General features: G+C 40.4%; 9 protein-coding genes and 1 pseudogene. 4 read left to right on the top strand and 6 right to left on the bottom strand.

Annotation, left to right across the window (positions count from 1 at the left end):
• Positions 1 to 347: 347 nt before the first annotated feature.
• The 3 genes from ftsE to ACFINE_RS03280 are packed head-to-tail and all read left to right on the top strand — an operon-like array spanning position 348 to position 2,626.
• Entirely contained in the window at positions 348 to 1,007 is a 660-nt protein-coding gene (ftsE, locus tag ACFINE_RS03270) for a cell division ATP-binding protein FtsE (protein ID WP_273723097.1), read from the top strand.
• Positions 1,000 to 1,953: a cell division protein FtsX gene (locus tag ACFINE_RS03275; protein ID WP_375621026.1), complete on the top strand. Its 954-nt coding sequence runs from the start codon at positions 1,000 to 1,002 to the stop codon at positions 1,951 to 1,953. The genes ftsE and ACFINE_RS03275 overlap by 8 nt, the downstream gene beginning before the upstream one ends.
• A gap of 4 nt (positions 1,954 to 1,957) precedes the next feature.
• Complete coding sequence (locus ACFINE_RS03280) at positions 1,958 to 2,626, top strand: YdcF family protein (RefSeq protein WP_375621027.1); 669 nt, start codon at positions 1,958 to 1,960, stop codon at positions 2,624 to 2,626.
• Between the two features lie 19 nt (positions 2,627 to 2,645).
• On the opposite strand, the gene ACFINE_RS03285 is transcribed toward ACFINE_RS03280, so the two are convergent.
• Positions 2,646 to 2,780 (bottom strand): hypothetical protein, encoded by a 135-nt coding sequence (locus ACFINE_RS03285; protein WP_375611713.1) that lies wholly within the window; start codon positions 2,778 to 2,780, stop codon positions 2,646 to 2,648.
• Between the two features lie 1,188 nt (positions 2,781 to 3,968).
• Positions 3,969 to 8,921, bottom strand: a complete 4,953-nt coding sequence (locus ACFINE_RS03290) for a DEAD/DEAH box helicase (protein ID WP_375621028.1) — start codon at positions 8,919 to 8,921, stop codon at positions 3,969 to 3,971.
• Between the two features lie 730 nt (positions 8,922 to 9,651).
• On the opposite strand from ACFINE_RS03290, the pseudogene ACFINE_RS03295 reads away from it, so the two are divergent.
• Positions 9,652 to 9,863 (top strand): annotated as a pseudogene (locus ACFINE_RS03295) (integrase); the annotation flags it as partial.
• 1,152 nt (positions 9,864 to 11,015) lie between these two features.
• Here the strand turns inward: ACFINE_RS03295 and ACFINE_RS03300 are convergent.
• The 4 genes from ACFINE_RS03300 to ACFINE_RS03315 form a co-directional block, all read right to left on the bottom strand.
• A complete protein-coding gene (locus tag ACFINE_RS03300; protein ID WP_375621029.1) occupies positions 11,016 to 13,004 on the bottom strand; it encodes a MacB family efflux pump subunit in 1,989 nt (662 codons plus the stop codon).
• A 3-nt stretch (positions 13,005 to 13,007) separates the two neighbouring features.
• Positions 13,008 to 14,234 carry an efflux RND transporter periplasmic adaptor subunit gene (locus ACFINE_RS03305; protein ID WP_375621030.1) on the bottom strand — a complete coding sequence of 409 codons (1,227 nt, stop codon included), beginning with the start codon at positions 14,232 to 14,234 and terminating at the stop codon, positions 13,008 to 13,010.
• Entirely contained in the window at positions 14,231 to 15,712 is a 1,482-nt protein-coding gene (locus ACFINE_RS03310) for an efflux transporter outer membrane subunit (protein ID WP_375621031.1), read from the bottom strand. Before ACFINE_RS03310 ends, ACFINE_RS03305 begins: the two co-directional genes overlap by 4 nt.
• A gap of 61 nt (positions 15,713 to 15,773) precedes the next feature.
• On the bottom strand, positions 15,774 to 16,589 hold the full coding sequence (locus tag ACFINE_RS03315) for an exodeoxyribonuclease III (RefSeq protein ID WP_375621032.1): 816 nt from the start codon (positions 16,587 to 16,589) through the stop codon (positions 15,774 to 15,776).
• Between the last annotated feature and the right edge of the window lie 23 nt (positions 16,590 to 16,612).

A 16,612-nucleotide genomic window follows, 5' to 3' on the forward strand; every position in this document is an offset into this window, starting at 1 on the left:
TGCGAACAAGAATAAGAAAGTAAGATAAAAAGAGCAACATAGCTTTTTAAAATCACCTAATGTCCACTCAATGCAAAAAAAGCCTCTGAGTAAGAAGGAAAAATAGTTCTGATGTTTATGCTAGAATCCCTTTGAAATTCCTGCTAAAATCATAAATAAGGCTAAAAAAAGAAAGTATAAGTGATAATATTCTTGAGCAAAAATATTTATCTATAACGAGGGTGTATAAAAAATATTGAAAACCATGAAATCTAAAATAAACAAGCTTACAACAAAAATCTAAAGCAATGAAAGTAAGAGTTTTTAGAATAAATGATGCAATATAAAATCAGGAGTAATAATAAAAAGTGATTCATTTTGAAAATGTCGGCCTACGCTATGGAATGGGCCCTGAGGTCCTTCGTGATATTAGCTTTCATATTCCTCCTGGATCATTTCAATTTCTCACAGGTGCCTCTGGAGCAGGGAAAACGTCGCTGATGCGTCTTATGTTTTTGGCACTCAAACCCACCCGCGGTCATATTGATCTCTTTGGAACAGACACAGCATTGCTCAAACGACAAGAGCTCCCTGCGCTGCGACAACGTATCGGGGTGGTTTTTCAAGATTTTCGTTTACTCGACCACATGACCACTTATGAAAATGTCTCCTTACCTTTACGCATTAAAGGACAAGAAGAAGCAACCTATCGCAGTGAAGTGGAAGATCTTCTCTGTTGGGTAGGTCTTGGAGATCATATTCATGTTTTACCACCGGTTCTTTCCGGTGGGGAAAAACAAAGGGTAGCCATTGCACGCGCACTCATTGATCAACCTGAAATTCTACTTGCCGATGAACCCACCGGAAATGTCGATCCGCCCTTGGCAAAACGCCTACTGCGTTTGTTTATTGAATTAAATCGTTTTGGAACAGCTGTTATCATTGCTACCCATGATATTGCCTTAATGGAACAAGTTGCAGCACGACGTATGCTTCTCCATAACGGACGGATGACGATTCATGAATAAGTCTTTCCCCATTTTTACAAGCAATAAAAAAAATACAACAGCGATTATTCCCAGTGGTAATATTTCTGGAAAAGCATTAGTTGCCGTGATTGCTATTATGACATTTCTTTCAAGCCTCACCTTAATCGGTGTTGATTTGGTCCAACGTGCCGCCCAAAATTGGAGTAATCAGATTAGCTATGAAGCAACAATACAAATACGCCCCATTGACAATGTTGATATCAACAAAGCACTCCGTGATGCCGTACAATTGGTTAAAACATTTTCTGGTGTACAAGATGCAAAAATTGTTGACCAAAAAGCTACAGAAAAGTTACTGGAGCCATGGCTTGGAACAGGCTTCAATGTCAATGAACTACCCCTTCCCCGCCTCATCATTGTGACCCTGAATGGGGATGAAAAAATCAATTTTTCAGCCATTAATCACGCCATTAAAACCCAAATTCCAGGAGGTCAATTTGATGATCACCGTGTTTGGGTTCATCGTTTTGCGACCATGGCACACACCACTGTTTTCATTGGTTTTTCAATTTTAGCATTGGTTTTAGGCTCTCTTATCCTCACCATCATTTTTGCCACCCGCAATGCATTGGCAGAAAATGCACATATTATCAATGTCTTATATTTCCTTGGTACTGAAACTCTTTTCATTGCGCGCCAATTTGACTGGCATTTTTTTAAAACTGCGCTGCGTGGTGCTTTATATGGTGGTCTTACAAGCATATTTCTGTTTTCAGCCTTTTGCTTCTGGACGAATTATAACTTGGGAAGAGTAGAAGCTAGCCAAGTAACAGCTTTGTTTGGACATCTTTCCATAAGTTCCATCCCCTACGGAAAAATCACTCTGCTTATTATTTTCGTTTCTTTTCTCACCACCCTTACCAACCGCATGACTATTTTAGCGCAACTGAAAAAAATCGATCAATGTGAAAACGGTTTATTTTAATTTTATGACTCACAACAGCCCCAACTCATTGATGCAAAAAAATTTAGAACGTCCTCTTCCAAAACGGCCCCACTATAATAGTTGGTCTCCCTGCTTTTTATTTCGCTATTTTCCACCGACAACCCTTACTCTTTCAATCATTGTTTTCATTTTCTGGAGCGGTTTTATCATTTTTTCTGAAAAAACTGAACGACTTTCTCCCCCAACACCTCTCCCCAAAGCGGATGCCATTATCGTGCTTACAGGTGGAGAAAACCGAATAGAGACAGGACTTAATCTCTTACAAAGGGGGTTTGGTTCACGTCTCCTCATCAGTGGCGTAAACACCACAACCAATCTGAAAAGTCTCATGCACAACATGCATATTACCCCACGGCTTATCTCCTGTTGTATTGACATTGGGCATCAAGCGATTAACACCAGAGGAAACGCCGAAGAAAGCGCCGCTTGGATCAAAAAACACCACTATAGAACCCTTTATATCGTCACCCATGATTACCATGTGTGGCGCTCAATGCGAGAACTTAAATATTTAATGCCTGATATCCATTTCATTGCCTATCCTGTTAAAAAGAACAATGCTGAAAGCGCAATACAACAGATCAATCAAATCCGCATTCTTATATTCCAATATATTAAAACGCTCCAAGTCTATATCAGAACCGCATTCTAATCTTTATCCTTCTGACTTTTTAAAAACCTTGCCACCCACGAACCGCTTCATACCCTTCCACACGAGTTGCCTCTATAAAAGCTCGACAGAGCTTACCCTCATACAACGCAGAACATCCCAATGCACGTGTCACTGTATTTGCACGTTCACCCAAAACATCTCTTACATCCCAAACATATCTCACAGCGCGGATCTGTACATACCATCCCAATATATAAGCTCTTGTAAATAGAGCCCCCAGACAGCCATAAGATTTCCAGACTTGTCATAAAAATCTATTTATACCACTGTCTTACCCTTCATAAAAAATGCAAACCGCCTCACCCTATATTTTGCCACCCCCCAAGTATTACGATAGCTCTTAAACCTCTTGGGATGATTGGTAAGAGGCATGCATTACCCCTTTCTTAAACACGAACATACCAACCTTGTATGACATGCAAAAAAATAATTTTAATAGATTTAAAATAAGAAAATTTATAATAGTTAGATTTCTCATTCAACAGAGAGAAGGTTAAACTATCATTATAAATCAATACATTAGAAACAATCTCTTCATTATACAAAGCGTCTTCATAAGAGCATTTTAGATCACAGATAGGAATAAGCTCAAAACGCACACCGCGACAAATACCCTACGTTTTTTATCGCAATCTTTTTTGAAATCATTTCGCTCTCTAAGATCACCTTTTGTCTGGTTTCATCCCCAAAAAGAACGAAAATTTTTAAACTCTATTGATCTGTAAACAATAATAACTCAGCTTCTTGTCTAACGCGTTCCACCTGCTCACTTCAATATCAGAACACCTCAAAAGACAGATTTCATGAGAATTTTCATTTCCTCTCAACATCTCAAAAGGCGACGATTCTTATTAGCAACGATTTGTAAACAATCCACTTTCTCTGGACAGGTTCCACTCAGCTTCCCCATTTATATGGTTTACTCACATAAAGCTCGATAAGAAAACCCTGCCTGAGAATATTCATCACTGCCGCTAAAGCTCATGCGTCATAATTTTAGCGACCTCACTGCCTAAGGTGCTTTATCACATACAATATATTGATTTATAATGAAAATTTATTACGCTACAACTTGAATGAGAGCTCTCAATATCATCAGATTCTCTCATTTCAAATCTGCTCTCTATTAAATCAATCAAAACCATTTTCTTGCACATCACATAGGACTTGCACATCACAAAGGAAGAGAGCCTGCGCAGCGTAAAACTGTACAAGAAAGACATGCCTCTTATGGACTTGTCTCAAGTGCCAAGGGCTGTCGCAATACCCACGAGCTGACAAGGTGTGTGATAGTGCCAGTTTGTTACGACACAGCGCTATTTTACCGCACAATGGATAATTTAACCTTTTCAGTTTCTCTCACTTCCAATTTTGGCAGGTTGCGCACAATTTTCATTGTTTCCAAGCTTACAGTAATAACCCGCTGAAACAATTCCAATGGATAAGCTGGATTACCCACCGTTTCAACAGCATAGCGATTGGCATCATTCACAATCCCACTCGCTTTATCCGTTTTGACAACCTGCCGCTCCATAACCCATTCAAGAGCAGGCCTGCCATTGATCACATACTCATAAGCTTCAAGAGGAATATTCTGCATCGTGATATTCGCATTATAAACCACGGTGGTTTTGTCAATAGCACCACGCTTACCAGCAAATTTCATTGCTTCAACACGATAAAAACCCTTCTCATCAGAAATCACCCAAGTTCTTGGATCACCCTGTTTATAGGTAACGGGATAGGGTTCAACCTCTTCATAATTCATATGCAAATCACCAAGCTTGCGCCCCGCTGTAACAAAAGCCCAAAAATCCTCTACCTTTTTAACTGTTGGAATACGCGGCAATTGTTTAGACAGATTATGCGCATAACGAGCACGATAATCTTCAGAATGCAAAATCCCATAAACATAATAAAACAAATCATCCTTTGTTATCATTTCACCAGGATAAGCTGCCTTAAAATAAGCCAACCCTTCGTCCGTAAGAGCATCACGCCGCTCTAAACCAGTTTCTTTGCTTTCCTCTGCAAAATTTGCAAACAAATGAACCTGATCCCCCTCCTTATTTTTCAAGGACACAGCATCTTCATAAACATACCGTGGAAAACATTGACCAGTATCCATTGCATGAAGATTAGATAAATTCTTAGTCATCAGAACAGAAAAGCCACTGCTTGCTCCAATTCCCGTAACTTGTATCACCTTATTTTCAGCCGCTTGTTCCAGAGGAAAAATACGTGGCATTTGTAAAACTCTATGGTTAAAAACACGATTGTAATAGAGCCACTGTTGTGTAAAAGGACGATAAAGGCTCTGGGTAATATACGTATCTTTAAATTTAAAAGCTTTCCCCCTTATTAATTCTTCTTTAAGGCTACTACTCCAACTAATCTTTCTAGAATCTGTATTGACAAAATCGTTCACAGCATTTGCACGTGCTTTGCGATCAGAATGTAGATACGCAGCATTAAAACGCTCTACTTCACTGTTATAAAAAGCAATCATATTGCTCATATTCTTTGCTAAAGCTTCACGACTTGAGTTATATGTCCAAGCATCACGACTAGTTTGTATACCGCCAGAAAAATTTTCAAAGAGCCTTTTATCACTGCCTTTCTTGTCACCTAAGGCTAGAAATTTTTCAAAATCATTATTGCGCTGATTCAGCCAATCGCCATGCTCATCAGGTGTAATCATCTGCCAGCTGTGTTCACGTGTGATACCACTAATACTCCCCAACCTCTGAAGTTCACGGAGCTTTTCTTTTGCTGTGAGATAATCTCCAATATCACGAAAATATATTTTCCCATGCTGTTGTGCATCCGGATTTTTAACCAAAATGGAAATCGCAATAGGTGCGCGAGACCCAGAACCAAAAATCTTTCCCCCCTCCTTTCGAGAGAGCTCTCCAGAAGTTCGTTGATTCCCCCGCAAATGGAAAATATAAAGGCTGCTAAATTCCTCGATTAAACATTTTCGTAAACCATCCGTAGAGTAACTACTGATAAAACCTGCATTTGTCACAAAACCAATAACACCACAGTCTTTTATACGGTCACTTGCCCAACGAATGGCACGAATATAACTGTCATAAAGTCCATTAACATTGCTTGCTTTAGATTGAGCGGCATAGGTTTCACGAATGCGACGATCCAATTTAGGATAGCCAATATTCTGCGCATTGTCGTTTTCACTTTTTTGTCCAGAAGAATAAGGGGGGTTGCCAACAATAACACGAATATCCAGTTCCTTCTGGTGCGCCCGACGTGTACTGTTATCCACCAGCAAATCACTGATCAGGTCTTTTTCTTGCTCATAAAGCTGGAATGTATCGGTTAAACAAATTCCCTCAAACGGAACATAATCGCCCCCCATCAGACCATGATAGGTCGTCTCAATATTAATGGCTGCAATATAATAGGCTAAAAGCACGATTTCATTGGCATGAATTTCACGACAAAATTTGTGTTTCACTTCTTCTGGCTTTATCAGACCCGATTGTAAAAGCCGCGTGATAAAAGTACCCGTTCCAGTAAAAGGATCCATGATGTGCACACCCGGTGAGCCAAGCGTTTGCCCAAATTCTTGCTCTAAGACATCATTGACAGAGTGCAAAATAAAATCCACAACCTCGACGGGGGTATAAACAATGCCTAGTTTTTCTACAGTGCGTGGAAAAGCATAACGAAAAAACTTATCATAAAGCTCTACAATCAACCTCTGTTTTGCTTTTGGATCCGTAATGCCACTGGCTCGTAATTTTACACTTGCGTAAAATTTTTCCAGATCTTTGGATTCCTTATCAAGATTTGCCTCATCAAGCACATCAAGCATACGCTGCATAGCACGCGAGACAGGATTCTCACGTGTGAACTGATAGCCTTCAAACAACACCTGAAAGACAGGACGCGTGATAATATGCTGTGCCAACATCTCAATCGCATCAGCTTCTGTAACAGCATCATTTAAGTCATCACGCAGTTCTGCCACAAACCTGTCAAAGGCTTGACGCGCCTCAGTATTTGGCTCTGCCAGAATGCCTGTTAAGCGCGTGATATGATTCTTAGCAATTTCAGCAATATTGCTCGCCCAATCCTCCCAATAATCACGTGTCCCACATTTCTTAACGATCTTTGCCAAAATCGCACGAGAAAGTTCATCTACGCAGAAAGAAAACTCCTCGTTTACCTGCTCTGTAAGAAAGCAATCATGCTCCAGACTTCCAATTCCCGCTCGTGCAGGCTGTGAGCGAACCGGAAGATTGTCTACAACAGCCGTAACAGCCTGTAACTCAGTGCTCTGCGTGACACCAATAATCTCAATCACATTGCTGATATCTTGCCCGAGGGATGCCTTATTAATCGTCGCATCAAAACGATCATCATGCGCACGCAAAGCATTTAAAATTTGCCAGATAACCCGATATTTATCATTGTTGTTCAAAGCCTGTTCCACTGGAGTATCAGGAGGAATACCAATTGGCAAAATGACATATCCCATCTTTTTACCTTCAGAGCGACGCATCACCCGCCCAACCGCTTGCACAACATCAATCTGGCTTTTGCGTGGATTTAAAAACATGATCGCATCAAGAGCCGGAACATCCACCCCCTCAGACAAACACCGAGCATTGGTCAAAATACGACAAACATCCTCACCACTATCAGCTTTCAACCAGTCAAGTAATGCACCACGATCCTTCGCATTAAAAGTGCCATCAACATGCTCAATTTCACACTTCAGAAAATGCTCATTTTCTGTATCCTCTTTCGTATAATCAAGATATTCTCTAACAACCGTAGAAAACTCATCACGCACAAGTTCAGAACTTTTAATAGTTTTACAAAACGCTAAAGCACGATGCATAGGATATAAATCCGCACCAACATCAGCCTTCATATTTTGTTTTGTCAAAGCCTTATAACAGCCAATAATCTTTGTTGCATCATCAAGAATAAGCTCAGTATCGCTATCACTAAGGCGCTTCTGAACAGCGGAACTGACCAATTTTTCGTCCATTGCTAAGACAATAACCTTATAATCTGTTAAAAGATCATTTTGTACTGCCCATGAAAAACCCCGATAAAAAAGTGTTTTACCAAAAAGCTTTTCATCATCCATCGAAGCAAGAACGGCATTAACTTCATTCGCGCGACTTTTTGCGTTATCACCAAAAATGCGTGGTGTCGCTGTCATATAAAGGCGTTTCTTGGCGCAAATAACATCATTAGAATGCACCTTAACAAAATTGGATTCATCCTCGCCCACCAGCGTTGCCCCTGTTGTACGGTGCGCTTCATCACAAATGATAAGATCAAATGTTGGCAAACCATAGTTTTTCTGAGCATCAGCAATCACCTGAATAGATTGATAGGTTGCAAACACCACGGTCATCTTATCTGCAACACTCTTCGCCACCTGTTCTGCAAGTTTAGCAGCATCGGTTGTCGCCGGAAAAGCAAGATCAAACACATCAATTTCAGCAACATCATCACTATTTTTACGACGCTTTCCTACTTGTGTATCGGAACAAACAGCAAAAGATCTCAATCCGATTCCTGCATCCGTTGTCCATTCACGAACCGTCTGTGACATCAGTGCCAAGGAAGGAACAAGAAACAAAACAAACTTGCCTTCACCCGCCAAATCCTCAGCAATTTTAAGACTGATAAATGTCTTACCAGTACCACAAGCCATAATAAGCTTCCCCCGATCTGCTTGAGCAAGCCCAGTACGCACATCACGCAATGCTTCCAATTGATGTGGACGCAACTTCTTTTTATCCTCCAAAACAACTTTGCCCTGGGCTGCAAAAGTTTCCCAACGGATCGGACTTTGTTGTATATCGGAAAGATTAATCCGTATAACAGGAATATCCTGCCCCCGTATCATTGTTTCAGCGTTATCACTCCAAGTACTTTCAGTACTATCTATAATAACACGCCGCTTGAATGGAGCTTTCCCTGATGCCGAAATAAAACTATCAATATCTGCTTTTCTAATCCGATAAGCTGCATCATAAAATTTACATTGGATTGCTGCAAATCCCTCTTCATCACGAAGCTTTGCCACAAGATCAATACCGGTATCCCGACCATCCCAAGCATTTTCACGAGCCCAATCTTTAAAGGTTTGAACCTTCTCATAACACCCAGACTGAAGAGGATCATGTATCAGATAAGCAAGAGCAAAACGCTCAAAATATGTACCTTTATCTCGTTCGGTACGCGCTTCATCACGATATGTCTGTAAAAGCGATTGCAGCGTCATGCTTCTCCCCAATGAAAAATACCTTCAACTATCGAATCTAAACCAATTCGTCAATGCCTCTTGTTCTACCCAAAAAACTTAAAAAAGCTTAAAATTGCTTGATTTTAAGACATTTCTTCTATGCTTAATTAAATCAACAAGAGAGAATCTTTTGATCTTTTTGAGTATCCCCCAAATCATATGATGCATTTATTGATGTCTATATCCCTATGGAAATAAACGGTAAGGCGTGATGATTTTGAAAATATTTTTTGCCTTTTGTTAAGAATACACAATAAAGTGCGCAATAATTTTAGGATTTAGCTTAAGAATGAGAGGAGGAAATGGATAGGACACCTGCGAACACACAAGATACCAAGGAAGAAACTCCACACACAAAACAGCGCATTTTACGAACGATCATGCATATAATTTCACTATAAATACGCAAAATATTAGTTGTGATATTCAAAATATTGATTTTTGAAATATTTTTTTGTCTTTTGTTCTTTCGTAGATTAATTATTCGCTTCTTATACTTTATAGCGGGTGGTTTTAGAATTCTTTTTTATATGTACAATATATTGATTTATAATGATAATATAGCGTCATTCATATTAAATTAGAACTCTGAATAACGTAAGATTTTCTCATTTCAAATCTGTTTATCTTGAATCAATCAAAACCACCCGCTTGCACATCACAAGCGGGATGAGTGTGTGGAGAAAAACTGTACAAGAAATGACTAAAAATGGCTCTTATGAACCGTCTTAATGCAAGGTCTATCGCAACACCCACGAGCTGGCAAATATAATGATGGTGTCCGGCTTATTACTTCATAAGCGTAAAGATGGAGGTGCTCAATAGATTTACCATGAACAGCGTCGCAAAATAGGCTTGGATACCTTGAGAAATGTTTCTTTAAAACAAGAGTGTCAATGTGCAACACAATGGCGCTCTGTATCGGACTTGTAGCAGGAGGGAGAATACCATACCAACTAGACATACCATTGCTCATCACTAGCGGCCATTATATTCTTTAGCAACATAACTGCAGCTTGGTATTACGATGCTCTTACTTCATCTCACACCTGCTGAATATGAGCTTATTCTTTATTCAATGAATGAAAACCCTTTTCATTCATACATCATTCAAAATAAGAAGCTATCCGCCTCTCAAACTTTTTGTCTTCCTCACCAAACTCATGAAATCAAACCCGCATCTCACGGTATTAGTTCTTAAGATCACGCCCCCTACCGAGTATCTGACGGCATCCTTACCCTAGAAACTCAAATGGCTTGTTTATCCTTCAGCTTCAAAATCATGAGATAAGGCAGAAAAAAGCGATGCCTTAAACAAAATATTCTAAAGAAAGCTAAGTTACTCGCATAAAGGAACAGAAAATGGCTGTGTCTTAGGTCACATTTTAAAACTTGAGCACGATCATAATTTATTTGCATAAACCTAAACACCTATAATTTGCACCACCCTCTGCAAAACTAAAAGTGAGAAATCCTCATAACCTCTTTTCCGAAAATCTTAAAAAGACTAAACGAAACCTCTTAAACTGCTCAACTATCTCGATATCAGTTCATTTTTTTGGAAGAACGGAGGTTTAAGCTGTTTTTGGCATCAACCTTCTTTTTTGTTCTTTTGTTTGTTAGCAAATATACTATTCACTTCCCCCGCCTCTTTTTAGATTAAATCTTAAGAATCGTCGCGCAGTATATTTCATTTGTTCTCCTCTTCACATCTCAGAAGACGAGAATTTTTAACAAAATTCAGTCTGCAAGCAATCTCATTCTAACGGGTTCCATTTAACTTCTCCTTAATAGGATTTACTTCCATAAGACTCGACAAGAAAGATTTAAAAATATTCATCATGCATTCTCAAAACATTTAATGCCTCAATAAGGCTTATATGCCTACCATATCTCACATGATGGGGTGCCCTATAAAACGTTCACCTCTAGTGGTACGCTCCACTTAATGAACAAAGCGTTTTCTAAAATAGAGCAGCAAATAATGCTAAACTTTTTCCATTCATGTTTCGCTTCATAAATGCTTCATCCAGTGGAAAGCATCACGAACAAACATGCCCCAATTGATAAAGCTTAATCGCGTGAAAGAGCGACAACAGGGTCAAGCCGTGAAGCTTGCCGCGCTGGAGAAAAGCCAAAACATATTCCTATGAGGGTTGAAAAAGTAAGAGACATAATGATCGATTCAATGGTATAGATAAGATGGATAGGTGCCTTAAACAGAAGAAACAAGCCACCGATAGAAAGCCCAAGCAAGATCCCCAAACCACCACCAATGACACAAACCAACACCGCTTCAATGAGAAACTGCTGCAAAATATCACTTTGGCGTGCACCAACTGCCATACGCACACCAATTTCATTGATCCGCTCAGAAACGGTGACCAGCATAATATTCATCACCCCAATACCACCTACAATCAGGGAAATCGCTGCAATTGAAGAAATTAAAAGTGTTAAGATATGTGTACTCTCCATGATACGTTCACGAAAGAATTCTGAATTTCTAATGAAAAAATCTTCTCCACCATGCCGCATAATGAGAAAACGTTTCACCATGTTTTCCGCTAAATGTGAATCGACATCATCAGCAATCCTAACAGTAATTGCACGAACTTCTGTTGTACCAAGAAAACGCGTTTGCACTGTTGTATAGGGCAAATAAAGCTGTAATGTATTTGATGCATTTCCATTTGCGTGATTTTGCGAATCAACAACACCAATAATACGCGCTGGAACATTACCCACATGCACCACTTTGCCAAGAGGGCTTTCATGGCTATGGGGAAAAAGAACAGACAATGCTTCTTTTTCAATCACGAGATCAACCGCCCGATCATGGACACTTTTTTGATCAAAAAACTGTCCTTTGAAAACTTTAAGCCCCTGTATCTGAAAGAATTGTTCTCCCACCCCCACAATGACAGCATTGACTTCAACTGCACCAAAACGCACTTTTGAGCTTGTTGAAATCTGAGGTGTTACACCAGAAACATAAGGTAACCCAGACAAGGCTTCTGCATCAGCTTCAACCAAACTGGTTATTTTTTCTGCTTGTGGATCAGAAAAACTTTTGCCAGGAAAAATGGTTAATGTATTAGCACCCAAACTTTTAAAATTTTCCAGAATTTTCTCTCGTGTACCATTCCCTAAAGCCACCATAGCAATAATCGCCCCAATACCGATAATCACCCCAAGCATTGTTAGAAAAGTCCGCATGCGATGTGCATTCATTGCCAACAGAGCCATCACAAACGCCTCACGGAATCGCTCAACAAAAGAACGAAAAAAGCCCAGTTTTTGTTGGCCTTTTAGATTTTGTTGTTCCTGAAGAGATTTTCCACCAACTTTTGTTTTTGCAACCCTTGACCGCTTATCAGCAATAATTTCCCCATCACTGATTTCGATAATACGCTCTGCTCTTTCAGCCACCTGCATATCATGGGTTACAATGATAATAGTACGTCCCTCTTGATGAAGTTCATCCAAAATATGCAATACTTCTTGCCCACTCTTTTTGTCCAATGCACCAGTTGGTTCATCTGCAAGAATGACCTCCGCATTATTCATGAGCGCCCGAGCAATAGAAACACGTTGTTGCTGACCACCGGACAGCTGATTTGGACGATGATTTATCCGATCACCCATGCCCAAACGTGTTAAAAGATCCTGTGCCCGCTGTTTCCTTGCTTCCACGGCACTTCCCGCATAAATAGCCGGAATTTCAACATTACCAAGAGCTGTCAATTCATTCAACAAATGGTAACGCTGAAAAATAAAACCAAAATGATTACGTCGCAAAGCCGACAATTCATCCGCAGAAAGGGAAGCTATTTCTTTACCAGAGATCCAATAACGGCCAGAAGTTGGGCGGTCAAGACAGCCTAAAATATTCATCAAGGTAGATTTACCTGAACCGGAAGCACCTACAATTGCCACCATTTCACCACGTTTAATGGTAAGATTGATGTTTTTCAAAACGGTAACAAACGCTTCGCCCGCAGGAAATTTGCGCACAATATTTTCCAAGACGAAGACAGCATCTGCTTGATTTGTGCTCATGCTTTAACTCTCGTCTTCGCTATGCATGTTAGAAGACTCGGGCATCAATCCATCAGACGAACTGGTGACGACGACATCACCCTCGTTAAGTCCTGAAATAATCTCTGCCATAACCTTATTATTCAACCCAACGCTCACCTGTTTAGTAACCAACTTATTTTCCCCCACCAAAACAGAAACCCATGCTTTACGCTCTCTTGTCTCATCGCGTAAAGCATTACTTGGAACCAACAAGACATTCTGTGCGCGCCCTAAGATAATATGAACTTGAGCAGTCATATAGGTTCGCAAAAAATTGTCCGCATTATCAACATGTAGAATTCCATTGTAATAGATAGCCGATGATATTAAAGCACTAGAACCACTCACCATACCAGGATTAATACTCACATCAGCACGAATTGTTTCAGGAGCCGGCTCTACTTTTTCTAAAACGCCTTCATAACGACGCTGTGAATTACCTAAAACTGTAAAATAAAGTGGTTGTCCAGCTCGGACTTTAAGAATATCTGCTTCTGAGATTTGCGCCTTAATCGTCATCTTTGATAAATCACCCAAAATAACAATTGTTGGCGCCGACTGAACCGCATTCACATTCTGCCCTTCTTCCACAACTGTTGCCAAAACCGTTCCCGCTGCAGGGGCAGTGATGCGTGTATAACCTAAATTAACCTCTGCACTCTCCACATCAATTTGTGCTTGCACAATCTGCTGACGAAGTTGTTCAATTTGCGCCTCGCGTATTTTCACCTGTGTCGCAGCCTCATCGAGGTTCGCCCGTGAAATCGCCCGTGTTTCAATCATTTTTTTCTGACGCTCTAAATTTTTCTGTGCAAGAGAAAGATAGGCTTCTTGTTCTACCAAACTCGCATAATAATGCGATAATGCTGCTTTTTTTCTTTTTAAATCATTTTCCTGATCTGTAGGATCAATTTCTGCCAAGAGATCGCCTTCTTTCACAACACTTCCAGGGGAAACATGCATTGACACCACACGCCCTGTTGCTCGCGCACCAACAGCCACCAACCGGTAAGGACGTACAAGACCAGAAGCTAAAACACTTTCCTCAATATCCCCACGTTTCACCACCGCTGTTATATAAGTTGGAGTAGATGTTCCAAAAAAAACAGAACGTAACCATAACAGCAAGAGAATGAGAAATATAGCAGTTAAAAAGAAGGAAAGTTTTTTGTGTTTTGTAATGAAATTTTTGAGTAAGTTTTTTTTCATTTCCCTACCTTTGCACGCGAACGAGGTGCATTATCAACGACTTCTGGACGCGATACATCAACAACGCCATCCCAGCCCCCCCCCAATGCTTTCATCAACGTGATATATTGCGTAACCAAAGAAACACGGCTATCTTTAAGCGCCATTTGTGCAGAATAATAAGAGCGATCAGCATTTAACAATTCAAGAAAACTAGTATTTCCATTCTCAAAAAGGTTCCGTGAAAGTTTTAAGGAATGAAGAGAAGCTTTATTCGCAACGATTAGCTTTTCTAAGCGTTGATGTTCCTTCGTTAATCTTACAAGCGCATTTTCTACATCTTCTAAAGCTTCCAACACAGCAGCTCGATAAGTAATAAAAGCTTGATCACGCTGCGCGCGCGCTACCGCAATAGAAGCCTCGACCTGACCTCCATTAAAAAGAGGAAAACGAAGACCAGGTCCAAAAGACCAGCCAATCGTTGAATTTTTCCATAATTGATCAATTGCCGTTGCTGCTGTCGAAATATTACCTGTTAAAGTAAGTGATGGATAACGATCTGCTTCACGTTGACCAATCCGTGCTGTCGCTTGCGCATATTGACGCTCTGCCCGTCGCAAATCTGGACGTGTTAACAAAATATCGGCTGGAATTCCTGCTGGTATCGGCCAGCGTGGTTGTGGAATCTTTGCATGCTTAGCATTTTTTTGTAAAAGATCCTTCAATGCCGTAGGCACACGACCAGTTAAGACAGAAAGGCGATGAACGCTCATTGCTAAATTCGCTTCCATCTGTGATATATCTGCTTCTGTATTTGCCATTTGTGCTTGCGCATTTGAAACATCAAGCTCAGAAACATCACCAGCTGTTAATCTAGCGCGCATCAGTTCATAAGTTTTACGTTGTGATACAGCAATTTGCCGCACAATAAACAACTTTTGTTGCCAGCCACGCATTTGCACATAATTTGTTGCCACATCTCCTAGTAATGTCACCATGGTAGCGCGCATATCTTCCACAGCCGCATCAAGGCCATAACGCGCCGCTTCAACCGCACGTTTATGCCCACCAAAAAAATCAAGCTCCCAGCTTGCATCAAAACCACTACTATACTGGTTGAACAATGCATCAGACTGTCCAGAACGACTACGGGTTCCTGAAATTGAATTGGACACATTTGGCAAAAGAGTTCCCACAACCTGTCCTAAACCCGCACGCGCCTCACGTACCCGAGCTTTGGCAACAGCAACATTATTATTTCCAGAAATCGCGTAATCCATTAACGCATCTAGAACAGGATCATTCAAATGCCGCCACCATCCGGCAAGCGCAATGGGCTGCCCTGCAGTCTGTGCAGATTTTTCTCCCCAAACTGCTGGAACACGAAAAGATGTTTTCTGGTAATTAGGACCAACCATACATCCTGACAAAAGCAAACACAACAAGACACTAAAAAATAATCCACGAGAAGCGCCCCATTTGAGATTTCTGATATACATCCAGTCTCCCGCATTCTTTCAGAATCATTATTTAATATTAATACTTTATTTACCTCTTATTTCAAACTTGACGTGAAAAATCAAATACAGTTTGCACAGGAATATGATCTGAAGGACGTTCCCATCCGCGCGCATCACGAAAAATCGAAAGATCTACAACAAAAGGGGCTAAATCTTGAGAAGACCAAACATGGTCAAGCCGCCGCCCATAATCGGTAAATGCCCAATCGCGAGCACGATAACTCCACCATGTGTAAAGCTTGGTAGGAACAGGAATATGCAACCGCATCAGATCAACCCATCCACCTTGACAACACAAATCCTGTAAACGCTCGGTTTCAATGGGAGTATGGCTTACAACCTTCAACAATTGCTGATGAGACCAAACATCCTCTGCCAAAGGAGCAATATTTAAATCTCCCACCAAAAGAGAAGAAAGACCATCGCCTTGATCCGCACGAATGGAGGACATTCCTTCTAAAAAATCAAGCTTATGACGAAACTTTTCATTCACATCAGCATCAGGGATATCTCCCCCAGCAGGAACATAAAAATTATGAATCCGCAAGCTTCTCCCATGGGCTTCCACAATAACTGAGATATAACGGCAATCTTGGTTTTGACAAAAAAAACGTTTTTCTACCTTTTTAAAAGGCAAACGAGAAACAATAGCCACCCCGTTATAAGATTTTTGTCCACTCAATGCGATATGCTTATAACCCGCTGCTTCAAAAGCCTCCACTGGAAATAAAGCATCTGGACATTTTGTTTCCTGTAGACACAAAACATCTGTGGAAAAGAGTTCCAAATACTGAAAAACCTGTGCAAGACGCAAACGAATAGAATTAATATTCCAAGTCGCAATACGAAAGAACATTTGTTTTAATCCCAATGACGTAA

Source organism: Bartonella sp. AA97HXZ, from assembly GCF_042196985.1.
In the GTDB taxonomy this organism is placed as follows: Bacteria; Pseudomonadota; Alphaproteobacteria; order Rhizobiales; family Rhizobiaceae; genus Bartonella.

Bases quoted from the DNA above. Each gene is read 5' to 3' on its own strand.
- ACFINE_RS03290 (WP_375621028.1), bottom strand. From the start codon at position 8,921: ATGACGCTGCAATCGCTTTTACAGACATATCGTGATGAAGCGCGTACC.
- ACFINE_RS03300 (WP_375621029.1), bottom strand. From the start codon at position 13,004: ATGAGCACAAATCAAGCAGATGCTGTCTTCGTCTTGGAAAATATTGTG.
- ACFINE_RS03305 (WP_375621030.1), bottom strand. From the start codon at position 14,234: ATGAAAAAAAACTTACTCAAAAATTTCATTACAAAACACAAAAAACTT.
- ACFINE_RS03280 (WP_375621027.1), top strand. From the start codon at position 1,958: ATGACTCACAACAGCCCCAACTCATTGATGCAAAAAAATTTAGAACGT.
- ACFINE_RS03275 (WP_375621026.1), top strand. From the start codon at position 1,000: ATGAATAAGTCTTTCCCCATTTTTACAAGCAATAAAAAAAATACAACA.
- ACFINE_RS03315 (WP_375621032.1), bottom strand. From the start codon at position 16,589: ATGTTCTTTCGTATTGCGACTTGGAATATTAATTCTATTCGTTTGCGT.
- ACFINE_RS03310 (WP_375621031.1), bottom strand. From the start codon at position 15,712: ATGTATATCAGAAATCTCAAATGGGGCGCTTCTCGTGGATTATTTTTT.